At 58.7% G+C, this 24,983-nt stretch carries 23 protein-coding genes and 1 tRNA gene; 15 read left to right on the top strand and 9 right to left on the bottom strand.

Going from position 1 to position 24,983, the window contains the following annotated elements; translation table 11 throughout:
* The first annotated feature begins 39 nt into the window (after positions 1-39).
* The 12 genes from VG146_07785 (at position 40) to VG146_07730 (ending at position 12,368) form a co-directional block, all read left to right on the top strand.
* Positions 40-1,881: a right-handed parallel beta-helix repeat-containing protein gene (locus tag VG146_07785; protein HEV2392248.1), complete on the top strand. Its 1,842-nt coding sequence runs from the start codon at positions 40-42 to the stop codon at positions 1,879-1,881.
* A gap of 404 nt (positions 1,882-2,285) precedes the next feature.
* Positions 2,286-3,035: an ankyrin repeat domain-containing protein gene (locus VG146_07780; GenBank protein ID HEV2392247.1), complete on the top strand. Its 750-nt coding sequence runs from the start codon at positions 2,286-2,288 to the stop codon at positions 3,033-3,035.
* Positions 3,036-3,683: 648 nt separating this feature from the next.
* Positions 3,684-4,127 carry a hypothetical protein gene (locus tag VG146_07775; protein ID HEV2392246.1) on the top strand — a complete coding sequence of 148 codons (444 nt, stop codon included), beginning with the start codon at positions 3,684-3,686 and terminating at the stop codon, positions 4,125-4,127.
* A gap of 234 nt (positions 4,128-4,361) precedes the next feature.
* Entirely contained in the window at positions 4,362-4,688 is a 327-nt protein-coding gene (locus VG146_07770; GenBank protein HEV2392245.1) for a rhomboid family protein, read from the top strand.
* Positions 4,670-6,424: a hypothetical protein gene (locus VG146_07765; protein ID HEV2392244.1), complete on the top strand. Its 1,755-nt coding sequence runs from the start codon at positions 4,670-4,672 to the stop codon at positions 6,422-6,424. The genes VG146_07770 and VG146_07765 overlap by 19 nt, the downstream gene beginning before the upstream one ends.
* Positions 6,421-7,611: a DUF4350 domain-containing protein gene (locus VG146_07760; GenBank protein HEV2392243.1), complete on the top strand. Its 1,191-nt coding sequence runs from the start codon at positions 6,421-6,423 to the stop codon at positions 7,609-7,611. The genes VG146_07765 and VG146_07760 overlap by 4 nt, the downstream gene beginning before the upstream one ends.
* A gap of 14 nt (positions 7,612-7,625) precedes the next feature.
* Complete coding sequence (locus VG146_07755) at positions 7,626-8,585, top strand: MoxR family ATPase (GenBank protein HEV2392242.1); 960 nt, start codon at positions 7,626-7,628, stop codon at positions 8,583-8,585.
* 4 nt (positions 8,586-8,589) lie between these two features.
* On the top strand, positions 8,590-9,996 hold the full coding sequence (locus tag VG146_07750) for a DUF58 domain-containing protein (GenBank protein ID HEV2392241.1): 1,407 nt from the start codon (positions 8,590-8,592) through the stop codon (positions 9,994-9,996).
* The gene (locus VG146_07745; GenBank protein HEV2392240.1) at positions 9,993-11,024 is read left to right on the top strand and encodes a stage II sporulation protein M; all 1,032 of its coding nucleotides are present in this window, start codon (positions 9,993-9,995) and stop codon (positions 11,022-11,024) included. Before VG146_07750 ends, VG146_07745 begins: the two co-directional genes overlap by 4 nt.
* A complete protein-coding gene (locus tag VG146_07740) occupies positions 11,021-11,806 on the top strand; it encodes an RDD family protein (GenBank protein ID HEV2392239.1) in 786 nt (261 codons plus the stop codon). Before VG146_07745 ends, VG146_07740 begins: the two co-directional genes overlap by 4 nt.
* A 65-nt stretch (positions 11,807-11,871) precedes the next feature.
* Positions 11,872-11,946 (top strand) — tRNA-Glu (locus VG146_07735).
* Between the two features lie 32 nt (positions 11,947-11,978).
* Entirely contained in the window at positions 11,979-12,368 is a 390-nt protein-coding gene (locus tag VG146_07730; protein ID HEV2392238.1) for a hypothetical protein, read from the top strand.
* Between the two features lie 62 nt (positions 12,369-12,430).
* On the opposite strand, the gene VG146_07725 is transcribed toward VG146_07730, so the two are convergent.
* The 7 genes from VG146_07725 to VG146_07695 form a co-directional block, all read right to left on the bottom strand.
* The gene (locus VG146_07725; GenBank protein ID HEV2392237.1) at positions 12,431-13,249 is read right to left on the bottom strand and encodes a sugar phosphate isomerase/epimerase family protein; all 819 of its coding nucleotides are present in this window, start codon (positions 13,247-13,249) and stop codon (positions 12,431-12,433) included.
* 21 nt (positions 13,250-13,270) lie between these two features.
* Entirely contained in the window at positions 13,271-14,122 is an 852-nt protein-coding gene (locus VG146_07720; GenBank protein HEV2392236.1) for a nucleotidyl transferase AbiEii/AbiGii toxin family protein, read from the bottom strand.
* A gap of 43 nt (positions 14,123-14,165) precedes the next feature.
* Positions 14,166-14,399 carry a hypothetical protein gene (locus VG146_07715; protein HEV2392235.1) on the bottom strand — a complete coding sequence of 78 codons (234 nt, stop codon included), beginning with the start codon at positions 14,397-14,399 and terminating at the stop codon, positions 14,166-14,168.
* A 47-nt stretch (positions 14,400-14,446) separates the two neighbouring features.
* Positions 14,447-14,839, bottom strand: a complete 393-nt coding sequence (locus VG146_07710) for a hypothetical protein (protein HEV2392234.1) — start codon at positions 14,837-14,839, stop codon at positions 14,447-14,449.
* 71 nt (positions 14,840-14,910) lie between these two features.
* On the bottom strand, positions 14,911-15,906 hold the full coding sequence (locus VG146_07705; protein HEV2392233.1) for a glycoside hydrolase family 43 protein: 996 nt from the start codon (positions 15,904-15,906) through the stop codon (positions 14,911-14,913).
* A 256-nt stretch (positions 15,907-16,162) separates the two neighbouring features.
* Complete coding sequence (locus tag VG146_07700; protein HEV2392232.1) at positions 16,163-17,224, bottom strand: serine hydrolase domain-containing protein; 1,062 nt, start codon at positions 17,222-17,224, stop codon at positions 16,163-16,165.
* A gap of 43 nt (positions 17,225-17,267) precedes the next feature.
* Positions 17,268-18,545 (bottom strand): Gfo/Idh/MocA family oxidoreductase, encoded by a 1,278-nt coding sequence (locus VG146_07695; GenBank protein HEV2392231.1) that lies wholly within the window; start codon positions 18,543-18,545, stop codon positions 17,268-17,270.
* Between the two features lie 103 nt (positions 18,546-18,648).
* On the opposite strand from VG146_07695, the gene VG146_07690 reads away from it, so the two are divergent.
* Genes VG146_07690 through moaA form a run of 3 tightly spaced genes read left to right on the top strand, consistent with a single transcriptional unit; the run spans position 18,649 to position 23,114 of the window.
* On the top strand, positions 18,649-21,204 hold the full coding sequence (locus VG146_07690) for an ATP-dependent DNA helicase (GenBank protein ID HEV2392230.1): 2,556 nt from the start codon (positions 18,649-18,651) through the stop codon (positions 21,202-21,204).
* Positions 21,205-21,247: 43 nt separating this feature from the next.
* Positions 21,248-22,063, top strand: a complete 816-nt coding sequence (locus tag VG146_07685) for a hypothetical protein (protein HEV2392229.1) — start codon at positions 21,248-21,250, stop codon at positions 22,061-22,063.
* The gene (gene moaA / locus VG146_07680) at positions 22,044-23,114 is read left to right on the top strand and encodes a GTP 3',8-cyclase MoaA (GenBank protein ID HEV2392228.1); all 1,071 of its coding nucleotides are present in this window, start codon (positions 22,044-22,046) and stop codon (positions 23,112-23,114) included. The genes VG146_07685 and moaA overlap by 20 nt, the downstream gene beginning before the upstream one ends.
* A 97-nt stretch (positions 23,115-23,211) precedes the next feature.
* On the opposite strand, the gene VG146_07675 is transcribed toward moaA, so the two are convergent.
* Together VG146_07675 and VG146_07670 are read right to left on the bottom strand one after the other, a co-directional pair.
* Positions 23,212-23,754, bottom strand: coding sequence for an ABC-type transport auxiliary lipoprotein family protein (locus VG146_07675; GenBank protein HEV2392227.1), 543 nt, complete (start codon positions 23,752-23,754; stop codon positions 23,212-23,214).
* Positions 23,755-24,012: 258 nt separating this feature from the next.
* Entirely contained in the window at positions 24,013-24,978 is a 966-nt protein-coding gene (locus VG146_07670; GenBank protein HEV2392226.1) for an MlaD family protein, read from the bottom strand.
* Between the last annotated feature and the right edge of the window lie 5 nt (positions 24,979-24,983).

The following is a 24,983-nucleotide window of genomic DNA, read 5'->3' as shown; positions in this document are numbered from 1 at the left end:
ATAACTCGAAGTCGTCTTGGGCCAACAAAGCTTTGGTAAATGAATCAAAGTATTTACTCCATCCTGCTGATCGGGCTCGTTGCGTCTGGCGTCTCTGCTACCCAGTTGCATGTTGCGCAGAACGGTAATGACGCCAGTCCCGGCACTAAAAAAGCGCCGCTCCGCACCATCCAGCGTGCCGCGCAGTTGACCCAACCGGGGGACGTGGTCACCATACACGCGGGAGTTTATCGCGAGCGTGTCAATCCGCCGCGCGGCGGCATCTCAGATGCCAAGCGAATCGTTTTTCAGGCAGCCCCGGGCGAGCACGTTGAGATTAAAGGCTCGGAAGTTATCAAACAATGGGTCAAGGTTCAGGAAGAGGTCTGGAAAGTCACGCTGCCAAACTCCTTCTTTGGCGATTTTAACCCTTATAGCGACGTCATTCATGGGGATTGGTTCGACCCAAAAAGCCGCGAGCATCACACGGGTGCAGTTTATCTCAATGGCGATTGGTTGACCGAGGCCGCCAGCCTCCAGGACCTCTTCAAGCCCCCCGGCAATCAACCGCTCTGGTTCGGACGCGTGGACCACGAGAACACCACCCTGTGGGCCCAGTTCAAGGGAGTTAGTAATCCCAACGAAGCGCTCGTCGAAATCAACGTGCGACGCGCCGTCTTCTACCCGGACCAGCCCGGTCTCAACTTTATCACAGTGCGCGGTCTGACACTGAGCCAGGCTGCCACACCTTGGGCGCCCCCGACAGCCGAGCAGATCGGATTGATTGGCACGCATTGGAGCAAAGGTTGGATTATCGAACACAATATAATCAGCTATTCGGTCTGCTGCGGCATCTCGCTCGGAAAATACGGCGATCAATGGGACAACACATCGGCCAACACGGCGCAGGGCTACGTGAAAACCATCGAACGCGCCCTTCAAAACGGCTGGAACAAAGAAACCATCGGCCATCATTTAATTCGCAACAACGATATCTCGCACTGCGAACAAGCGGGCATCGTCGGAAGCCTGGGCGCTGCATTCAGCACCATTACGGGCAACAACATTCATGAGATTCACGTCCGCAGCCTCTTCTCCGGCGCCGAGATGGCCGGTATTAAATTTCACGCAGCGATAGATGCCCTTATCCGCGGCAATCACATCTCCCACACCTGCCGGGGTCTGTGGCTGGATTGGATGGCCCAAGGCACGCGCGTCTCGGGCAACCTCTTTCAGGACAACGCCGCCGAAGACCTGTTCGTCGAGGTGGATCACGGGCCTTTTGTCGTGGATAACAACCTGTTCCTGTCCGCTACCAGCCTCTCGGACATGTCGGAGGGCGGGGCGTACGCGCATAATCTATTTGCCGGCAGAATCATGAACCGGCCTGAGCCTAACCGTTCCACACCGTTCCTCGTCGCACACTCGACGGCCATCTCGGGCCTGGTCAACGTCCGGGGTGGGGACGACCGTTTTTACAATAATATCTTCATTGGCCGGGGCCCGTCTGAGCCGAATTTCGGCCTCAGGACCTATACCCAGGGCGAGTTCCAGCTCCACACCGGTGGGAATGTCTTCTACAACGGCGCGCAAGGTTACAACAACGAATCGAACTGCCTTTCACTGGCCCAATTCAATCCTATCGCAAAAATTCTGCAAGACAACGGGCGGGTCCTGCTTCAGCTCAAATGGGGTCCTGAACCAAAGCAAGCAAGGACATCTTTGGTGACATCTGCGCTGCTCGGCAAGGCAACGGTTCCCGGACTGCCCTACGACAATCCCGATCGTTCACCGCTGGAAATTGGCACGGATTATTTTGGCAGCAAACGGAACAGAACCCATCCCATCCCCGGCCCGTTCGAAAACAGCAGCCCTGGTGAACGGATCTTAAGAATCTGGTGAGCAAGAGAGATCGATTTAGCGTCTTGTGAACCCCCCCTCCGATGAGAAATCCATTTAGGAGACGACGTAAGGAGTCTCTGATCAACCGGGTTCTGGAGGGGCGGAGGCCGAATTTGATCAGAGACTCCTTACGTCTTCTACTACAATGACTTACGGAAGACTTTGGCATTGGCGGTGTGAAGCCCCTTGGGACAGGTAATCGGTTAGTGACGGCGGGCGCTGCCGCCTAAAGGCGGCGTTCCGCGCGTCCGGAACGCCGGCTTCAGCCGGCAGCCCCGTAGTCACTGCGGCATTACTGGGACAGGGCTTGTGCACTTGACTGGGCGAAGTGCGAGGCCGATGGTAAGAAAATTTCGAGGCACGGGCACCCGAGGGCACGCAGTTGCAAGATGAACCAAACCGATATGATCCTGCGAGCAGATGACCCATTGGCACGCGAAGTGGTTAGTGCGGTTAAGGGCGGCGACCTGGATGCCCTCCATAGAATGGTTGGTGCCCGTGCCGGACTTGCACTAGCACGAATCACGGATGAACGTGGATCGAAAGCGCTCTTGCACGTAGTCACCGATTGGCCTGGGTTCTTCCCTAACGGTCCGGCGATCGTGAAGCTGCTCATCGCAGCCGGCGCAGATCCCAATGTCCGAACCGGAGGAGCCAAAAACGAACCGGGAGAAACCCCGCTTCAATATGCGGCCAGCAACGACGATGTCGAGGTCGCCGAAGCACTGGTCCTTGGAGGCGCGGACATTGAGGCCAGGGGCGGCTCCATTGCCGGCGGCACAGCCTTGGAAAACGCGATTGGCTACGGGTGCTGGCGGGTGGCGCGGCTGCTGCTCCAGCATGGTGCCAAGGTCGAGAAGCTATGGCACGCAGCAGCGTTGGGAATGACTTCCGTAGTGGAGAAGTTTCTCCGGGAGCCCTCACCGCCATCGAGCGAAGAGGTCAACCATGCTTTCTGGCACGCCTGTCGTGGTGGCTATCGCCGCACGGCTGAATATCTCTTTGGGCGGGGTGTGGACCTGAATTGGATGCCCGACTATGCCAAGGAGAAGCCGCTGGCGATCGCCAGCAGCGCAGGCATGGATACTGGGAGGGAGGCTCTGGTGAATTGGCTTCGGGAAAAGGGCGCGCAAGCTTCAGCCAGACCGGCGTGAAATGGAGTCCGTGGCCAATGGAGTCCGGAATCCAAAGGGCAATAGACCATGAATCACATTATCAAAACAAATTCTATATATAATTAAGGCAGTGACAAAATTGAGCACGTTCGCCGGACGGAGCGCCACGGAGCGCCCTCCGCACTTGGCTCTATCGAATGAATTGCCTTAGAACACCCGTTTTGGTCTCTCGCTGGACTGCAACCCTTGCAACCCTTCATCAGGTCCGTTTCCGAAGTTGCGCTATGCGCACAAATCAATGAAAATAAGCCAGGTGTCACGCCATCGGCGCAGCCTCGCCAGCGGAACCTGTGACCAGACAGAAACATTTGAAGCTGCCGAGTGCTCGATTTTGAAAGAATGGGAATATCTCATCCAAGTGGGACCGCCCGAGGGACAAACGCCCAAATACGCCAGGAGCTGCGGGTTTTTGCTTGGAACCTGCGTTCCTTGGACACGGCCTTTGCTCGGCGCTCTTTGGCGCTGAACGCAATCGAAAAAGGCCGTGCCTGGCACTGGAGGCTGTTGCCACCGGGCTGGGTTGACCTCTCCTTCATCCTGCAACACGGGCAGATCAAGACCAAGCAGGCATTCGCTACGTTTTTCCAGAGCTCTGAAGCTGCCTCAATTAGGCTTCCCAAGCGAACCATGAAAGTCAGAATACACCCAACTGGAGAAACGCCCCTTAATTGGGGCATGGTCAAGAACGCCTTTGCGCACATTCCTGGTCTCAAGGTCACGCAGTTTGCAGACCTTATCGATGCCAAGATCAGCGCTTTGTCCACGCGGGAGTTCGCGCGGGATTTCGTGGACCTCTACACGGCTCACGGCCAGAGGCGCCTTGACTGGCGCCGGCTATTAGTCAGGGCCTCCAAGAATCCGTTAAACGATTACAGCCCGGTCGAACTCGATGACCGGCTCCGACTGCTCGAAGAGGAATTTCGGAAGGGGGCTCGCGAACTCCCCTGCGAGGGCCTTGCAAGCAACGAGTTGACAACATTCCTTGAGGAGTTACGCGCAATTAATGCCGACGTGGCACGGGAGTTAACCAAGTTCCAGAGCGACTCAGAGAATGAGCCAGGGATTGAATAGTGACCTTTACTGTAGTTTAGGACCGTGGGATTCCGTTGAAATTCGCGTCTGGCGGAAATACCCGTTGTTCTTCTCCGTGACTCAGCGCAGCGGGGTTGCTATTGTTTTGAGCAGTTGAAGGCCGTAACCAGCCGGCGCGAAGGCTTTGTCATCCTGTGGGCCATGGGTTAGGAGGCCACAAAGGAACGCGAGAAGGTTTCGCAACGGGCGGGGCAACAGGCTTCAACAAGCGGGATGCCAAATCTGACGCAACAACGGTGCCTGAACCATGCCGAGCGCGAAGCGGTCGCGCGCTGTCCAGAGTGCGCCCAATATTTCTGCCGCGAATGCGTGACGGAGCATGATGAGCGGGTGCTTTGCGCGGCTTGCCTGAGGCGCTTGGCGCGCCAGCCCTTGACCCAAGGCCGCGGCTTTGCCGGGGTCATACGGTTCATTCAATGCCTTCTGGGTTTGTTGCTGGCGTGGTTCTTTTTTTATCTGGTTGGAGAGAGTCTGCTGGCGGTGCCGGATTCCTTTCATGAAGGCACGCTTTGGCAAAGCCAATGGCTGGACAACCCATGAGCCGCCCGAAGCATCGGTCTGAGGGCAAAGCCGCCACGGAATTGATCGAGGAAGCGATCCACTTATTGCGTGCCGCGCCGGCATGGGCGTTGGCCAGTTATTTTGCAGGCACTCTCCCGTTCGTCGCCGCCGGACTCTATTTCTGGGCGGACATGGCCCGCAGCCCGTTCGCCAGCCGTCATTTGGCGGGCTCGGCGCTGAGGTTGGCGGGGCTGTTCGTCTGGATGAAGTTTTGGCAGGCCTTATTCGTTCAGCGGTTGCGCAGCGCGCTGTCCGGAACGCCCAGCCGCCCGCTGTCCATCGGCAGGGGCGCGCGCCTTTTCGTTGCACAGAGCACCCTGCAATCGACCGGCTTGTTCCTGTTGCCGCTGGCTTTTGTTACCGTGGTCTTTCTGCCATGGACATGCGCCTTCTACCAGAATCTCAACGCCCTGAATGACGATACCGGCGCCGCAACCGGCCCGCTCATCAAAGAAGCCGGGCGGCAGGCATCTTTGTGGCCCCGGCCGAATTGCGCGCTGTTGGCCATCCTCACAGGCTTCGGTTTTTTTGTATTCTTGAATTGGTCGATGGTTTGTTTTCTGTTGCCTGGGCTGGTGAAGATGTTGTTTGGGATTGAATCGATTTTCACGCGAAGCACGATGAGCTTGTTGAACACGACATTTTTTGCCGCCATGGCCGGGCTGACGTACCTCTCGGTTGATCCGATCGTCAAAGCCGTGTACGCATTGCGGTGTTTTTATGGCCAATCGCTCCACTCGGGTGAGGACCTCAAAGCCGAGCTGCGGCTGTGCAATGCGTCCATCGCGCCGGCGCTTATTTGCATTTTGGCCCTGACGGTCTGGCCGTTTCGAGGCTCGGGAATGCCCGCTGGACAGCCGCTGGAATCAGAAGGGGCCAAAAGCGCAACCGAATCGCGCGAAGCCTCCGGAGTGAGCCGGCCTCCGGCCCATTCTCAGGGCTACACGCCGGCGATTTCGCCTTCGGATCTAAATCAGGCGATTCGCAAGACCATGCAGCAGCGCAAATACACCTGGCGCATGCCGCGCGAGAAGGTGGTTGAACCCGACGAACCGGCGGGCCTGGGGATTCTGGGGCGCTTTCTGGAGCGAGCGGGCAAGCTGATGAAGGAATGGACCAAGGCCATCGGAAACTGGCTGGATAATTTCCTGCGCAAATTGTTTTCGCACCGTAGGCCAATCCAACCGCCGATCTCGGGCCATGGCTGGATTCTGAGCAAGGAATTCCTGTTGTATGGGCTGTTAGCGGCCGCGTTGGCAGGGCTGGCACTACTCACATTGCGTTCAATGCGATACGGACGGCCTGCGGCGCAGACTATGATGAGCGAGCCGCTCCAATCCGCTCCGGACCTGACCGAGGAGAATCTTAAGGCGGACCAGTTGCCTGATGAAGGCTGGATACGGCTGGGTCAGGAGTTATTGGCGCGGGGTGAGTTGCGTCTTGCGATGCGGGCTTTTTACCTGGCGAGCCTGGCCAACCTGGCCGGGCGCAACCTCATCCAGTTGGCCAAATTCAAGTCCAACCGCGACTACGAGCGCGAACTGCGCCGCCGCGGCCATGCATACCCGGAAGTACCGGTGTTGTTTGGTCAAAACGTATCGATCTTTGAACGGGTTTGGTACGGAATGCACGAAATGGATAGCGGCCTCATCTCGGAATTTACCTCGAACGTGGAACGGATTCGAGTCCAGGCGCTGAGCCAGGCCAAGCCATGAACCGGCGCCTGCCCCATTTCATCCTGCTGCTGTGCGTGGCGCTTTTCGCGTTGAGCTTGCTGCACCTGTTCAAACTCCGCTATGCCGTAGGCGATGTTTACCCGCAGTACTCTTCGCTGCGCTCCGACCCGCTCGGAACGATGGGCCTCTACGAGAGCCTGGAATCGTTGCAGGGGCTGTCGGTTCGCCGTGATTTTAACGCGCAAAACCAACTCCCGGACGAGCATCATGCGACTTACCTGCACCTGGCGGCCTCGCGATGGGATTGGACTTCGCTGCCGGCGGAGGTGGCCGTCCAAATTGATGAGTTCCTCGCTCGGGGAGGGCGTCTGGTAATTACCTTCTTTCCAGAAGGCGGCCAGGTATCGCGGCCATTCTCGAAAGGACCTCCGCCGACTTCCAGGAAAGGGCGCTCGATGCGGGCAGATACACTGAAAGAAAGATGGGGAATCGAGTTCGGCACCGTCCCGTTGGAATTGGGCAAGGTAGGCGCCTACAAACCGGCGCGGGTGCTCAATCAATCAGGGCTTCCTTTAGCGCCGGCGCTCGATTGGCACAGCGCGATGGTGTTTACCAACCTGGACGACGAGTGGCAAACGGTCTATGCCCGCGGCTCGAATGCTGTCGTTATCCAGCGCCAGTTCGGCCCAGGCTCGGTGGTGCTGGCCAGCGATACCTATTTCCTCAGCAATGAAGCGCTGCAAAAACAGGCCCAACCGGAGTTGCTGGCCTGGCTGATTGGGCCGGCCAAACTCATTGTTTTTGATGAGGCCCATCTGGGAATCACTGATACTCCGGGTGTGGCCGCGCTCATGACCAAATACCACCTTCAAGCCCTGGGGGCGGGATTGCTGCTGTTGGCCGGCTTGTTCATTTGGAAAAGCTCGATAAGCTTCGTGCCCCTCTACCCTGCCCCACCACAGCAGGCCCAGGTCCTGGGAAAGAATGCCGTCGCCGGTTTCATCAACCTTTTGCGGCGCAACATCCCGCGACGGGAGGTGCTCCGGGTGTGCTTTGAGGAATGGATCAAATCACTGTTGCAGGGGCGCGCGCAGTCCATTGCGCGGGTCGATCAGGCGCAGGCCATCCTGGAAACCGAGAACGCAAGGGCCCAGAAGGAAAAAGACCCTGTCCGCGCGTATCGTGAGATATGCGGTGTCCTGAAAGGGGCCAAACGGAAGCAATGAACCTACACTAAAGCATGAACCTGGAGAGATTGAAGGAGGTGCTGGGGCAGGCCCGGCATGAAACGGGCAAAGTCATCATCGGCCAGCACCAAGTGATCGACCGGGCGTTGATAGCCATCCTGACCGGCAACCACGCGCTCATTGAAGGAGTCCCGGGCGTGGCCAAGACCCTCCTGGTGCGGACCCTGGCCCATGTGCTGGGGTGTGATTTTGCTCGCATCCAGTTTACACCCGACCTGATGCCTTCGGACATTACCGGGACCAACGTGTTCAACCTGCAGCGCAACGAGTTCTTGCTCATTAAAGGGCCGATCTTCACCTCGTTTCTTTTAGCTGACGAAATCAATCGGGCGCCGGCCAAAACGCAATCGGCGTTGTTGCAGGCGATGCAGGAGCGCCTGGTGACCATTGATCGCATGACGCATGCGCTTCCATCGAGCTTCACCGTGTTCGCCACACAGAACCCGATTGAATATGAAGGAACCTATCCCCTTCCCGAAGCGCAAAAAGACCGGTTCATGCTCAAGATAACCATGACCGCGCCCGAGCGCGCCGAAGAGCTGACTTTAGCCCAGCGCACGATGACCCGTGAAACCCCGGAAACGGTGCTGACCAATGGCGCCGTGCAAGCGGTCATCCAGAGCGAAGAACTGCCGGTCTTGCGCGAGCAACTGGGCGCGATCGTGGTGCGAGAGGATTTGATGGGTTACCTGGTGGATATCGTGCGGGCGACGCGGCAGCACGAGAGCGTGCTGGTCGGGGCTGGGCCACGCGCCACCCAATCCTTGATTATGGCCTCACGCGCTTGCGCCGCCCTGGAGGGGCGCGATTTTGTTACCCCTGACGATATCAAGGCCATGGCGCTTCCCGTGCTGGAGCATCGCCTCATCCTGCGGCCCGAGTTCGAGATCGAGGGCTTGACCGTGCCCGAGGTCATTCAACAAATCATGCAGCAAATCGCTGTGCCCAGATAATCGCGTGATCGTTCCCGATAATCGTCTTCTTTTTTGGACCGGCTTCGTCGTGCTGCCGTTTTCGGTTCTTGGCGCGCTCGAACCGGCGGCGGCGCTAGTTTCCTGGTGCGCCATTGGGACGCTGGCGGTCTTGGTTTTGGCAGACGCGGCGCTCACGGGGCGCAGCCTGGCAGGCATCAGTGTGCAGTTGCCGCCTCTTGCCCGAATGTCCAAGGACCGCAAGACCCGGATCGAGGTGCGGATAGGAAATGAATCGAAAAAGGCTGCGACCCTGCGCCTGGCTTTGGGCTGGCCGCGCGAGTTCCACGCCCCGGTCGAAGATCTCTTTGTGCAATTGCCGGCGGGAACCGAGTGGTCGCGCACGTATTGGGAATGTCTGCCGCTCAAACGCGGCCAGTACCGGCTCGAGACGGCGCGTGTGGAAATCCGCTCGCCTTTAGGATTCTGGGCCGTTCGCAAGGTTCTGCCGGCAAAAGCAGAAATCCGTGTTTATCCCAACCTGCTTTTCGAGCGCAAGAATCTGGCGGCGCTCTTTCTGCATCGGGGCGCATTCGGCCTGCATGCGCAGCGGCAGGTGGGAAAAGGGCGCGAGTTCGAGAAACTCCGGGAATATCTGCCAGGCGACAGTTTTGATGAGATTCATTGGAAGGCGACGGCAAAGCATGGGCGCCCGATTACCAAGGTGTTTCAAATCGAACGAACGCAGGAGGTGTATGTCGTGTTGGACGCCTCGCGCCTTTCGGCTCGCGCAACGAACAACTCCACGCTCGAAAAACGCGAGCGTGGAAATGGACCCGAGCTTCATGCCGCCTCGGGTTCGGCGATTGTTGAACCGCTGCCTTCGACGACCGCTCTCGAGCGGTTCGTCACGGCCACCCTGGTCCTCGGGTTGGCCGCGCAGCAGCAGGGCGATTTGTTTGGGCTGCTTGCTTTCAGCGATAAGGTCGAGAAATTCCTGCGCGCTCAAAATGGCCAAGCCCATTACGGCGCCTGCCGCGAAGCCCTCTATGCGCTCGCACCCCGCAGCGTCTCACCCGATTTCGACGAAGTCTGCAGTTTTGTCCGGCTGCGCCTGCGCCGGCGCGCCCTGGTTATCTTTTTGACCGCCCTGGACGACCCGGTCCTGGCGTCGAGTTTTGTCCGCAACATGGACCTGATTCGCCGCCAACATTTGGTTGTCGTCAATATGCTTCAGACGCCGGGCGTGGCGCCTGCATTTTCCAACGCGGAGGTGGAATTTGTTGATGATCTATATGAACAGTTGGGCGGTCATTTGCTCTGGCAGAACCTGCGTGAGTTGGAGAAAGTCCTGAATCGGCGCGGGGTGCGTTTTTCACTGCTACCGGACGAGCGGCTAAGCGTGGAACTGGTCAGCCAGTACCTGAACGTCAAACGGAGGCAGGCCCTGTGATCATCGACCTGGAACGCTTTGTGGCCGCCGAGCGTCCCTCCTGGATCGAACTGGATCGAGCGCTGGATAAGCTCGAAACTCACCCCAACCAGCGGATGAGCCTCGAGGAACTCCGGCATTTTCATCTGCTGTATGAACGCACGGCGGCGGACCTGGCAAAAATCACGACTTTTTCCGCAGAGCCCGAGATGCGGCGGTATCTCGAGCACCTGGTGGGCCGCGCCTATGGAGAAATTCATGAAACGCGCTCACGCCATGGCCGGCTGCGCCCGCTCGAATGGTTTTTTCAAACCCTGCCCCAAACATTCCGGCGGCACGTGCGCGCGTTTTATTTCTCGCTGGCCATCACTCTGGCCGGGTGCGCCTTCGGGGGCCTGGCGCTCGCCTTTGACCCTGAATCCAAGCCGGTCCTTATGCCTTACCCGCATCTGCGCGAAGACCCGGCTAAACGCGTCGCCGAGGAGGAAAAGGCCTCTACCGACCGGTTGGCGGGGTACAAGACTTCGTTCTCGGCCTTTTTGATGACGCATAATACGCGCGTTTCCATTTTTACCCTGGCCCTGGGGATGACTTGGGGGATCGGGACGATCATCATGCTCCTTTACAACGGGATTCTGCTGGGCGCCGTGGCTGTGGATTATGTCCGGGCCGGGGAAACCAAATTCCTGCTGGGCTGGCTGCTGCCTCACGGGGTAATTGAGATTCCCGCCATTCTGATCGCGGGCCAGGCGGGCCTGATGCTGGCGCTCGCGCTGATAGGCTGGGGCCGGCGCGTTTCGCTAACCCAGCGGCTGCGCGAGGTGTCGCGTGACCTGGTCACGCTGATTTTCGGTGTGGGCCTGCTGCTGGTTTGGGCTGGGTTCGTCGAGGCCTTTTTGTCACAGTATCATGAGCCGGTTATCCCTTATTCGGTTAAAATTGCGTTCGGTTTAATCGAGTTGGCGTTGCTCATCCTGTTTCTGGGGAAATCCGGCTCGGGTGCAAGCGAAAAGGCCAAACGCTTCAGGCCGGAACAAAAAGTGCAATGAGAACCAGCGCGCTGCAAATCCGCACGCCGGAGGGGATAGCCTTCTCGCAACTGCTGGCTGCGCCGGTAACGCGGTTTCTGGCGTGGCTGGTCGATCTGTGCTGCATCGCGGTGTTGTTCATCGGTTTTGGCGTCCTCATCGGCCTGCTTCAACTGCTCAGCGCCAATCTGGGAGGGGCTGTGGCCACACTGGGCTATTTCTTTATCAGCATCGGTTACGGCATCGCCTGCGAGTGGGGCTGGCGTGGCCAGACGGTTGGCAAGAAGCTCCTCAGACTGCGCGTGGTAGATGCCGAGGGGTTGCGGCTGCAGTTCAATCAAATCGTCACCCGGAACCTGCTGCGGTTCGTCGATTCGTTGCCCTTGTTTTATTTCGTCGGTGGGGTTGTGTGCTGGTTGAGCCCCAAATGCCAGCGTCTGGGGGACCTCGCGGCCAATACGATCGTCGTGCGCCATCCGCGCCTGGCCCAACCTGACCTGGACCAGTTGTTGGCCGGCAAATATAATTCGCTGCGGCAATATCCGCGGCTGGCGGCGCGGCTGCGCCAGAGTGTTTCCCCCGCTGAAAGCGCCCTTGCGCTGCAGGCATTGCTGCGCCGCGAACAATTCGACCCGCTGGCTCGCCTCGAGCTGTTCGCCGGGCTGGCCGCCCATTTCCGGGCCAAAACAGATTTTCCCGAAGAAACCATCGAAGGTATTACCGACGAGCAATTCGTTCGCAATATTGTGGACCTGATCTACCGCACCCTGACGGAAAGCCGGCCTCAAAGAGCAGCGGCTTAGCCCGCCGCGGCAATAATTGTATGGCAATTGACGCGAGGCCGGATTAGCCTAAAACGATGCTGGGCGGCGCGTTCGTCTATCGGTTAGGACACGGCCCTCTCAAGGCTGAAAGACGGGTTCGATTCCCGTACGCGCTACCACTGAGTAATACGACATTGAACGATTTGCCAACATGCGCCTTACAATGCGCCCCTTTCAAATTATCTTTAATCCCACGAGCGCGGCTGAGTTAGCCCGGATGCCGAGGGAATTGCAGTTGCAGATTCTGGGGGAGTTTCGCGGGCTGCCGCAGCAGGTGATGCAGACCGAGATGGGCGAGTTCGGCAAGCTCGAACGGGCCGGGCGCACGCTGCACCGGTTTCGTGTGGCGGATTACCGGGTCTATTTCGAGCGGCACGAATTGGGCCTGGTGGTCCACCGCATCCTCAACCGCCATACGCTTAAGGACTTCTTTTTCAGGTCCGGGCTCAAGATGGAGGAGGATGAAGCGTTACAGCAAAATCCGAAATTTTGGGAGCTGATCGAGACTGCCAAGGTCGCCACGCAGAGCAAGGGGGCGTAGGGGACTGTAGCCGCGAGAGAACGCAAAGAACACAAAGAAGGGCTGAAGGCTGAAATGGTGTCTCAGGCGGTTGCGGCTGGATTTAGTGGCGGTGAAGTTTTGGGCGCCTTTTTGTCATGGAGGGCTTCATCCCAGAGGCGGCGAAGGACGTCGCGGCTGTAAGTCAGATGGTGGCGATCGGGGGTGAAGACTTCCAGGGTGATGGTGGCGTCGTAGCCGTTGGCCTGAAGGGCGCGAATGTAGTGGGGCGTTTCCAGGGTTCCGGCGCCCAAGGGCAGATGAAGGTCCGCGCTGCCCCCCTTGTTATCGTGGAGATGCACGTGCCGGAGCCTTTGGCCATAAGCGCCCAGGATTTCGTCCGTCGTGTTATACTCGACCAACAAGTTAGCATGCCCGATGTCCAGGTGCAGACCCAATTCCGGCAGCGGTTCGAGTAATTCGCCGAGCTGTCGTGCGGTGTTAAAGCTGCCCGGGAGATTCTCGATCATCAAACCCACGCCCATTTCCCGAGCGGTGTCTTCGATGTCGCGAATGGTTTCCAGATTGCGCTCGATGACAAAGCGCCTTTCGTGGAGAGGCGCCTGGCGGTCGGGATGCAGGTTCATCCATTCGGCGCCCACGGCGGCGAAGACCTCGAGGCAGACCTTGAGTTCATCGACAGCCGCGCGGCGAAGGGACTCGAAGGGGCTGCAGAGGGGGAGGTAATAAGCGGTGTGTCCCACCACGCCGAGGTTGGCATCCTGGAGAGCGGCGCGAATTGCGTGGGGGTCCACGCGGCGGGCGGCAGCCATTGGTGGTTCAAGGGTCAGATCGAGGAAATCGAAGCGCGCATCGGCCATCCACTCGATTTCCTTGAGCACGTCACGGCCTGGATGATTCATGGTCCCAATTTGCATGACGCATCAAATCTCCAGTTTCTCACTCAACGGTTGAAGAGCGGCGAACCAACGGCGCGAATCCAGCAGGCGAATTCTCTCTCGAGGGAGCGCGCCCGAGGTTGCCGCAGGTTTGGCCATGTTCAAACGGCGCCACAACGAGGCGGGCAGTTTGCGCGCGGCGCCAGGGCAAAGCCACGCATAAACGGTCAGTACCGCCCGCAAGAGGGGGGTATCATCCTCGAGACGCCAGATGAGATGCTGCCAGTCCAACTGCGCCCCTTTTGCATAAATCAGGTTAAAGACATCCGTCCAGTCGCAATGATCGCGTTGGAGAATGTAGAGCTTGCACCAAAGCAACTCCTCGGGAGGGACAACCCGCATCTCTTGGCGGCGTATCGAAACCGACCTGGCGCGCTGAAACCAGAGGTCATCGACCTGGGCGCGCTGGTTTGCCATGGACCAGATGATATCGACGATAACGTCTGATTGGACGCTGCGATAAATCCATTTCCGGTCGTAGGGCAGGCGCGAATAATAATCCAGGAAACCGGCATCGGACAGGGCGGCCACAAACCTGTCGCGGTGTTCCGGTGCAATATAAAAATCGATGTCTTTGGTATCGCGCCAATGCCCCGTGAAGACGGCCAGGGCAAAACCGCCTCCCAGCAGAAAAGGAACATCCGATTTTTGCATCGCTTCGATGGCTCTTTGATAAAACGCCCACTCTTCCTTTGAGATGGCGGAAGCCCAACGGAATTGGAAGGGCGCGCTCGCAATGGCGAGGTCGAGCCGGGAGCGGTTTGGATTGGAACCGTTCCCGCGCCGAACCGGGCGGGACTTGCGGGCGGCGCGACGCGAGCTTCTAATTAGCGCCATGGGATGAACCTACGACAGGGCCGAAAGCCCGCAGCCGTAAGGATTACGCTCGATCATGAACTGCTTGAACGCCTTCCTCGTGGGCACAATGAGCACAGCAATAAATACTGCTGCTGGCCTCGACCCCATGCCCGATTATTTTACACCCACAATGTTCGCACTCAGGCGCCAAGGCGTGGATGGCGCACTCGAAGCAATCGAAATAATGCGAGATGCCCGTCACCACCATCTCTATGGGTTTGTCATATTCGTTACCGCATACTTCACATCGATTCATATTCTTTTCCTTTCTAGACAAAATGTTCGAACCTTTTACCTCAGCCTTTACCCGCGTCTTTGCCGTTTCAAATCCTCCCGTGTCGCATTCACCATCTGGTCTTGCTCGGCGTCTTCCACCCCCTCTTCGACCAGCTTTTCCGCAAAAGTCTGCTCATCCGGAGTGGCGACGGTCGGGGCCTGGTGACCTTCTGATTCGGCCACAGGTTTCCACCTGTCCTGTTCGGGCACCAATTCGGCCGCTGTCGTTTCTGGATTCAGCCGCTCCTCGCCGGTCAACTCCCGGCGCGCCTGGACGAAGTCGGTGTCCAATATCCTCTCCGGATGCCCGTTGATGAACGCCAGTTCCCGGGCGCGTTTCAAGACCATCTGCCGCGTCACCGTTCCAAGGCCCCTGGCGTGTTGGCTGAATCGGCCCTCCTTTATTCGATTCTCCTTCATAATTAAACCTAAGCCCGCTTCGCTTTCAGGCAATGGCCTATTGCCAAAATGCGAAAAATCTCTTTACGCCATCACGTTTTTGTTTCGAACCCTGGTCCCCACGTCGGTCCGGCGCAACGGGGGCCTTCCGAAGTCCAGTCGATTTTATCGATAAACATATGGCGCGCCTTCATCCCCGGGTCCCACGCATGATACGCAATATAATCGGTCTCACCATCGGGCCCCCCAACCACACAATTGTGCCCCGGCCCGATGAGGCAACCCGGCACTGTCCTCAGCACCCGGGGACCATGTTCGTTTCCGCTGTCCGAATACGGACCCAGCACGCTCTCTGCGGTGCCGTAATCCACCCCGTAACTTTCATTCTCCCAACAGCCCCCGCTATAAAAGCAGAAATAGCGGCCTTCACGCTTCCATACCGAGGGCCCTTCCAAAGTGTGCCAATCCCGCACCTGGCCGTACGTTAGCCGCTGTCCCTGGAAGCGCTGCCAATCCGAGCGAGCCCGCAGCACGACGCGTTCCGGGCCGGCCAATTGAGTCATCGATTTCATCGGCGCAACGGCCAAAGCCGTGCCGGCGCGAACTGAATCGGAGGAATCCAGGAAATCCCGTGCGAAGAAGAGATACCATTGCCCATCATCGTCCAGGAACGGATGAGGATCGATGGCAAAGGGGCACAGGCCAGGGTCCAGCAGAGGCCGGCCTGAATCTTTATAGGGCCCTTGAGGCGCATCGCTGATCGCCACTCGCAGTTGATGGTTCTTGTCGCCGTGCCCGACCGAGTAATAGAGGTAGAACTTCTCCTCTGCACAGGCCACTGCGGGCGCCCAGAAATTCTCCCCCAGCTCGGGGTCGGGCCGCACCAGGGCGCTGCTGGCAAAGCGCCACTGAAAGAAATCGTCGGATTGCAATAGGGGAAAGACCTTGCCAACAGGTTGGCCCGTGGCTTCGAGAGCGCCGGTTCCAATTGCGTAATAATGTTCCTGATACTTCCAAACGAACGGGTCGGCAAAATAGCTGCCATAGACGGGATTGATATGAATCCGTTTCGGCAGCGCAACTGTCATGCATTTATCCTCGCTCGACCCCGCGCCGAATCAATCGGGCATAACCCTCTACCCTGGGGGAAATGACAAAGCCGAACCAACGAGCCACAAACCCCTGATGTTGGGAGACCACGTAAGGAGTCGGCCCCCTCTCGTCCTGGTCCTTCCTCCGTACCAGCCGACGCCCAGGAGGCTCTGATCTCAGCTCTGAGTTTCACCGGGCCAAGCCAGCGGCCTGACCAACAGAAGAAGGATCAGAGCCTCCTGGCGTCGGCCGCTACAACGGTTTGGCGGCGACTATGTCGAATTCCAGAGAGGCTATTTTTCTGGCCAGAATTGTCGCGATAGCCTCATCGGTATTGGTCAAAACGATGACGGCCAGTTTATCATCTGGAAACCGCTGGAGGGAGGCGGAAAAGCCTGAAGTGGCGCCGCCGTGGCCGATGTTCAGATGGCGTTCAAACGAACCGATATTCCAGCCAAAACCGTAATGGGTGGATTGGCCGTTGCTGAGGTTCATAGGGGTCCACATCAGGCGCTTGCTTGCGGGGCTTAGCAGGTCATCCCGGTCCAGGGCGGCGTTCCATTTAATCAGATCAGCCACGCTGGAAGCAATCGCCCCTGCTGAGAAGACATCCGTAATGTCTGAATCGCGGTTGATCCAGACATGGTTGGTTTGCTCATAACCGGCGGCGCGATTGGGAATGACCAGTGCCGGTAGCCGATTCGTCGTCGCCGTCATTCCCAGGGGCTCCAGAATCCCCTCGGAAAGAAAGTCCCAGTAACTTTTATGGGTGACATTCTCGATGATGTAGCCCAGAAGATTATAACCGGTATTGCAGTACTTCCAGGAGTCGCCTGGGGCAAATTCCACAGGCAACGCACCAATGGCGTGGATGAACTGGGCTTGCGAAAGATGCCGGCGCAACTCGAATCCGTCCAAGCCGGTGTAGCTCTTGATTCCCGAGGTATGAGTGAGCAAATGACGCACGGTGATCCTGCTCCAGGAACCAGGCGCGCCTTCGAGAAAATGGCTGATCGGATCATCCAGCGAAAGTTTTCCCTCATCAACGAGCAACAGAATGCAAGCGGCCGTGAATTGCTTGGTCAGGGACCCAATCTCGAAAACTGTTTCCGGCTTAACCGGCGTCTTCAATTCCAGATTGGCAAACCCGTAGGATGCTGTTTTCATCGGGATTCCATTGGTGACGACGCTCAGGCAGAGCCCGGGAATCCGATGCTCCTTCATTTGCTGAATCACGTAATCATCCACCCGATCGGCTCGGGCAAAATGAACGAGCAGGACCGCATTCAGGCAACAAAGCAGGCGCGCACTCATCGGAGCGCACCATAGCCGGGAGAGGGCAAGGCTCAAAATCTTTTTACGTCTCCGGCAGTTTCCACGGGGGGCGCATTGGGCGCGTGAGCATGGCGTTGGCTGCCTCGTCGTTCTCGAAGCGTTCCTTCTCCGGGTCCCATTTGAGCTTGTGACCCAAACGCAAGCAGATATTGGCCATGTGGCAGACCGTCGAGACCCGGTGGCCGATATCGACCGGGAAATAAGGCTCTTTGCGGCTCTTGACGCATTTGAGGAAATCGTCGTGTTCTCCCTCGATGTTGGTGTAGAGGTGGATTTCGTCAGGGCCGATCTTTGAATTGAGAATTGCCGGGGAGCTGGCTTCGACCTTGGCGCGCCAGCCGCGGTTACCTACCCAACCCTCGGTTCCGATGAATTTGATGCTGGGATTGCCGGGTGTGCAGGTCATGACCACGCCGTTGGCGTAGCGATAGGTGACGTTGTAGTCTTTGACAGTGTTGTACAGGCCCTCGTGCCAATGCGTGCCGGTGCCCTCGACCTCCACCGGCCCGGTGCGCTCCGTGTTGTTTGCCCATTGTGCCGTATCAAACAGGTGCGCGCCCCAGTCGCAGATGATCCCCCCCGAGTAATCGCAAATCCAACAGAAATTGAAATGGAGGCGGTCCTTGGTATAGGGCGCAAAAGGGGCTGGGCCGAGCCACAAGTCATAATCGAGGTCGGGCGGAACCGGCTGAGGTGTGGGGTCGCCCGGCACGGTCGGTTGGCGCGGAAGAATGACCTCGATGCGCTGCAGCTTGCCAATCCGCCCATTGCGCACCAATTCCGCCATCCGATGATATTCCGGCACGGCACGGTCTTCGGTGCTGGTTTGGAAAACCCTGCCCTCTTTGCGGATAACGTCGATGAGGATTTTGCCCTCGCCAATCGTGAGGGTGGGTTTCTCGCATTGGACATCTTTGCCCACCTTCGCGGCCATGACACTGATGAGGGTATGCCAATGGTCCGGGGTGGAAATCATGACGGCATCAATATCCTTGCGCGCGAGCACGTCGCGGAAATCCTTCGACATCGTGCAGTCCTCGTTATCGTAGGCGGCATCGACCATCGCCTTGGCCCGGCGCATGCGGTAGCCATCGACATCGCACACCATCAACACTCGGGCAGCAGGCAATTCGAGGTAGCGGTGCAGGTTCCAGGTCACTCCGTGGTCGCCTGTGCCGATAAAGCCGATGGTGATCTTTTTGCTCGGCGCATCGGCTCCAAGGACAGAGGCCGGAATAAAATAGGGGGCTGCCAGGACCCACGCCGTGGTGCGCAGAAATTTCCGCCTGGGAATGCTCATAGTCCGCCTTTGGTTCATGAGTGCCATTCTTGCTCGCGCCCTGGCGTGAAGTCACGCCAAGAATTGGGTTGCCGCATCCCTGTGGTCGCCTGAAAATAGCCGCGTGGCCCCGGTCTCAAAACCCGTCGTTACAGTGCAGGTTCGCGAGCTGGTCGAGTTCGTTCTGCGCGGTGGAGACCTGGGCGGCGGGAGGGACTTTGTCGGGCCGGGCAGGGCCCTGGCCGGCATCCGTGGCCATCAACAGGTGCAGCATTCGCGGCCAAAGGAGTATCAGAGGGAAGTGCGGATTTCCCACGATATCGAAACCGAGGAGTTCATCTTGCGAGTTCAGGGCCGTATCGACGGGCTGCAAGTGAACGGCAACGAAGTGCTCATCGAGGAAATCAAGACCGTTCAAGCCCATTGGGACGGGGTGACCGATCCGTTGCATTGGGCCCAAGCCAAGTTCTACGGTTTTATGTACTCCAAGGCGCACGGGCGCGCTGCCCTGACGCTCCTGCTAACTTATTTCGACCTCAATAGCGGCAAGAACAGTGGTTTTCAGCAGGCCTTAGCGGCGGCGGAGTTGTCTGCATTCTTTGAAGCAACCACGGCGATTTATTTGGAGTGGGTGCGTGAAAACCAACGATGGCGCCGGCAACGGGATGAGTCCATTCGGGGGTTAGCTTTTCCTTTCGGACAGTATCGCCCGGGCCAGCGGGAGTTGGCCGTTGCGGCTTACCGCGCGCTCGCCCGCGCGGGGCGGCTTTTCGTCGAGGCCCCCACTGGCATTGGCAAAACCGTTTCGGTCCTTTTTCCGGCCATGAAGGCCATGGGGGAAGGCCGCTTCGAGCGAATCTTTTACCTCACCGCCCGAACATCGGGCCGATTGGCCGCTGAACAAGCCTTGAACGACCTGCGCCAGGCCGGGCTGCGCGCGCGCACGCTGACCCTCACGGCCAAGGAGAAGGTCTGCGTTCAGGATGGCCGGCCTTGCGACCCGGCGACCTGCCCGCTGGCGCGCGGCTATTATGACCGGCGCAAAGCCGCCATGCGCGCCGCCCTGGCTCGAGAGCAAATCACGCGCTCGGCGCTCGAAATGATCAGCCGCGAGCACCAGGTCTGCCCTTTCGAACTCTCGCTGGACCTCTCCTCCTGGGTCGATGTGGTCATCTGCGATTACAATTACGTCTTCGATCCGAAGGTGTATCTGCGCCGCCATTTTGCCGAAGAGGGGGCCAATTACGCTTTCCTCGTCGATGAAGCGCATAACCTGGTGGACCGCGGGCGCGAGATGTTCTCGGCTGAGCTGAGCGCGCATGAAATCCGCGAGGTCAGCCGGATGCTCCGGCAGCCGGTCCCACGCTGCGCCAGGGCGCTGAACAAGCTGGCAAAGACAATATGCAACCTCTGCGACGGGTCGTCCGAGTCATCGTCCTCCTCCTCGTTCTCGTCCTCGACAACCTCTCTGGAGCTTTCGAGAACGAGGACGATGGAGCCAGCCCGGCTTTCGGTAAGGGCTCAGGCGCCTCCCGCCTCGACCCCTTTTCTCTTCGAGTCCTTGGCGACGGTTGCAGAACCTTCATCGCCGGCCTCCCTCGCTGCACGGCGGGCCTCGGAGGAAAACGGCGCACAAATCTTTACAAGCACTGAAGTCCCCCCTGCCCTGCTTGGCCTGCTCGATCGGGCGTTGGAGGAGGCGGAAGGCTGGTTGGCGCAAAACCGCCCGGCAGAATTCCGCGAGAACCTGCTGGGACTCTATTTTCGGCTCTATTCGTTCCGGCGCACGGCGGAGTTGTTCGATGAACGGTATGTGCTGATAGCCGAGCCTGGCGACAACGCCCGCGTGCGGCTGTTTTGTCTGGACCCTTCCTTCCTGGTGCGGCAAGCCCTGGCCAGGGGCAAGGCAGCCATCTTTTTCTCCGCCACACTGACGCCGCTGGATTATTATCGAAGCTTGCTTGGAGGAGCGCCCGAAGACCCGGAACTGCGGTTGGCTTCGCCATTCCCGCCGGAAAACCTGGCCCTGCTGGTGCAGGACCGTATCCGCACAGATTTCAAGGGGCGCGGCGAAAGCATCGAGGGCGTGGTCGAATCGATTGCAGCGGTGGTGCGCGAGCGCCCGGGGAATTACCTCGTCTTTTTCCCCTCGTATCAATATCTCGGGGCGGTCCTCGAACGCTTTCAAAACCTTCACCCGGCGGTCCGGGTCTTAAGCCAGCGCCCTGGCATGAGCGAAACGGAACGCGACGAATTCCTGGCCTCGTTCAGCCACCAAAACCAAGCGGCATTGGCCGGGTTTGTTGTCATGGGCGGTATTTTTGGCGAAGGAATCGATCTGGTCGGCGACCGCTTGATTGGCGCGATCATTGTGGGGGTGGGGTTGCCGCAGCTATGCGTCGAGCGCGATTTGATCCGCGATTACTTCCAGCGGCGCCGGGGCGCAGGGTTTGATTACGCCTACACATTCCCCGGAATGAACCGGGTGTTGCAGGCCGCTGGGCGCGTCATCCGCTCGGAAAGGGACCGCGGGGTTGTGCTCCTGGTTGATAGCCGGTTCGCCGAACCGCGCTACCGCAGGCTCTTCCCGCGCTGGTGGCAATACCGGCGCGTGCGGGGCGCGGGGCAAATCCAGGCTGCCATCGGCGCCTTATGGCCCGAGGAAATTCCGAGGGACTGAACGCTTGCCAAACGAGTTTGGACCCGGCATTTTGGGTCACGCTATGAAAAACAGAATTGGCCTTATCATCCTGGTTTTGGTGTGTGTGGGGCTGGCGATTGGGTTGTTCGTCAGCCGGAAGGCAGCCTCAGACCAGCATAGTGAAGACGCGACAAAGATCGATGACCTTTCCAATCGCTGGGTCCAAACCCGGGGCAAGCTCGAAGAGCAAACGCAGGTGGCGGCGATGTTCGAAAAGGACCTCGATGCCCAAAGGAAGGCCATAGCGGAGCTGACCAATAAGTTTTCTCTCGTTTCGGCCAACCTCGCTGACACCAGCTCCAACCTGGCCAAGACCGAGGACGCCCTCAAGGCCAGCCAGCAGGACGTGGCCCAGCGCGATTCCAAAATCGTCGACCTCGAGACCCAAAACCAGGCCCTGGACAAGCAGGCAGCCGACTTGAGCGCGTCGCTGACCAATTTGACCCTTCAAATCGCCGATACCCAAAAGAAGCTCAACGCATCCGAAGGCGACAAGGCCTTTTTGCAGAACGAACTCACCCGGATGATGGCTGAGAAGTCCGAACTGGAACGGCAGTTCAACGACCTCACTGTCTTGCGCGCTCAAGTCAGCAAGCTGAAGGACGAGTTGAATATCGCCCGGCGTATCCAGTGGATTCGGGATGGGCTCTTTGCTCGGGCGGAGCAGAAAGGGGCCCAGCACCTGATGCAAGGGTTCCCGGGGCCTACCGTCATGACGGCCAAGTCGATCAAGCCCGCCTATGATCTGAATGTCGAGGTTGGCTCCGACGGGTCGGTCAAGGTCATCCCACCGCTGGGCAACCGGCAACAGGAGACCAATGCCGCCCCGGCAAAATAAACCGGCCCTGCTCATCGATTCCCATGGGCGGACTCTGCGCGACTTGCGCGTCAGCCTGACGGACCGCTGCAATTTCCGCTGCCTGTATTGTCTTCCCGAGACCGAGGCGGCGCAAAACTTCTACCGCGGCCACTGGGCGCACATGCCCGATTCGGCGCCGATTGTGCAGCAATGGGTGCCCAGGGCCAGCATCCTGACCTTTGAAGAAATCGAACGGGTCGTGCTGCTGATGGCACGCCTCGGGATACAAAAAATCCGGCTCACCGGGGGTGAACCCCTGCTGCGCAATGGCATCGAGGATGTGGTCGCGCGGATCGCCCGTATCCCTTCGATTTCGGACCTGGCGATGACGAGCAACGGCTTTTTGTTCCCTTCAAAAGGGCGGGCATTGCGCCAGGCCGGCCTGCGCCGGGTCAGCTTCAGCCTCGACTCGCTGGACCGGGCTAACTTCAAGAAAATCACTGGCCGTGATGGGCTGAGCGGGGTCCTGGAAAGCATCGCCCTGGCCCAGGAACTGGGTTTCAGTCCGGTGAAGGTCAATGCGGTGGTGATTCGCGGGTTGAACGACCACGAGGTGGAGAACCTGGCCCAATTCGCCCGCGAACGACAGTTGAGCATGCGCTTTATCGAGTTCATGCCGCTGGATTCCGCCCGGGCGTGGCTGAAGGAAATGGTCGTTCCCGGACGCGAGATACTTTCCCGCATTCAAACCCGTTTCCACCTGCGCCCGGCTGCTTCGGAGAACCCGTCCTCGACTGCGCAGCGGTGGGTGTTTGCGGACGGGCGTGGAGAGCTTGGCATTATTGCCCCGGTGAGCGAGCCCTTTTGCGGCCATTGCAACCGCATCCGGCTGACCGCCGACGGCAAAATCCGCACGTGCCTTTTCAGCGTGACCGAGCATGATTTGCGGGCGCTGCTGCGGGGGGGCGCCGGAGACGAGGAGATTAGCGACTGGCTTCAGGAGGTCGTCTGGCAAAAGGAAGCCCGGCACCACATCGGGGAGGCTGATTTCGTGCCGCCTTCACGCTCGATGAGCTGCATCGGGGGCTGAGGGTGCAAAATTTTCTAAGTTTCTTACAGAAGCAAACGAAGGGAACGAAGAGGGAAAAGCTCGGTTTTCCATCGGCAGATTAAAGATGTACTTGACGTTAGGGACTCCTCAATAAGGCTCTTTCCAAATCCGAAACTGCCTCGGCCATAATCTGTTTTAACGCGTCATTCCAACTTGCCATCAGGGCGGCAGCACTCCGCGCGGCCAGCTTGGCGCGTCGCACATAGTTCTTGTCCAGGATGACCTTTCCTGGCCGTCCCCCCGGCGCGTCGAAGAAAGCCAATCGAACCTCCAACACAGCCTGCGGGTCCGCGCGATTGCGAAAATCGCCGTAGAGTTGCTCGACGGTGATTTCCACGAGCAGGTTGGGCCGGAGCGCGCTGCCTTGCTGGGTCACATCGCCAAAAAGGCCGCTGGCCTGGAAGTACTGCCGAAGCGGCGCCCTGAGGACATCGGCGGGCGGCGCCAGAAACTCCGCATAAGGATCAGTTTCGTAACTGAACTGGCCGGTCCGATAAACCAAAGAAATCCCATCGAATGGTGAGGAGACGCTTAGACGCCGAATCGCCAGCACCGGCGCGTTGGCAGGAGGCTTGGCCGAGGTCAGCGGCGGGATTGCGAAGGCGAAATGTTGTTTCACAAGGGGTGGCCGGGAGAGGCAGCCGGTGATGAGGGCACAGGCTGCAATCAGGACTGCTGCGTTGGCAGAGATACTCGGAGGACCGTGGGATGGACCACGCACAGAGGGACCCCTCTCCCCTGTTCTCCCCCATTCCGCTGCGATGGCGCGACAGCGCGGCGAGTCCGAAGGGGAGAGGAAGAAACCTCGGCAACATATGGTTATAGCGCACGTTGCAGACTCCGCGGTAAACGATTTATTCATGCTATGAACACCTCCTTATTTGCCTGGCGGCTCGACGCTTCGGGCCGGCGGTGGCGGTTTGCCAAAAACAACCCCGGCAGGGTATTGCTTAAAGCGTTCGATGGCTTGTTCGAGGTCTTCAGACGCGCGGCGTAGGTTGTCCAGCGTATCGCTCAAAGGGCTGGCATCAATACCGGCTACAATGCGGTTGAGCTTGTCCACGGTCGTGTGCAATTCGACCAGAACGCGGTCAGCGTTGCTGGAAACATTCTTGAGTGTCACCTGCGGGGCCGAGTTGGTTGCGCCGATAAAGGTGTGGATTTGCCCGCTGATGCCCTGCAAATTCGCCAGCAACTGGTTTGCGTTGGTCACCACCCCGGCGATGTTGGCCTGGTCAATATGATTGAGCAACCGCTGGCCCGCAGCGAGGTCCTGCTGCACAGCGCCCGCTATTTTCGCAAAATCGATTTGTTTGATCTTGCCCAAGGTCTTGTCCAGAGACGCCAGGATTTCGCTGAACTGGCTTGGGGCTGATGGGATATAGATGTTTCTGGGTTTCCAGGGAACACGCAGGGGCGGGTACTGGGAAGGGTTGACATACTCAAGACTCAGGATGGTGGCGCCGGCCAGGCCTTGGGATTTGACCCGAGCGCGAAGTCCAATGTTCACCTGGTCCTGAATCTGCTTGGCGAAACGAGGGCCGGGCGGGACCAGGGCGACATCATTGTTAACCTCGAACTCGACATACACATAACGCGGCTCGGTATGGTGATAAATGTTCCAGGTAAAATTGATTCGCGTAACCTGGCCGACGGGCACGCCTCGCAGCGTCACGGGCGCGCCGGTCTTGAGGCCATCGACGTTGCTCGCCACATAGGTCTCCTCGACGGTTTTGCCTTCAAACCATTTCGAGGCGCCGAAAATGAAAATGGCCGCCACCAGTATCCCCACACCCGCAAGCACAAACAGGCCGAGCTTGAAATCGTTTGCCTTGGCGCTCATGAAAT

It is taken from the genome of Verrucomicrobiia bacterium (assembly GCA_035946615.1).
In the GTDB taxonomy this organism is placed as follows: domain Bacteria; phylum Verrucomicrobiota; class Verrucomicrobiia; order Limisphaerales; family UBA8199; genus DASYZB01.
The sequence above is the reverse complement of the archived record's forward strand: the minus strand, read 5'-3'. Positions and strand labels throughout refer to the sequence as shown.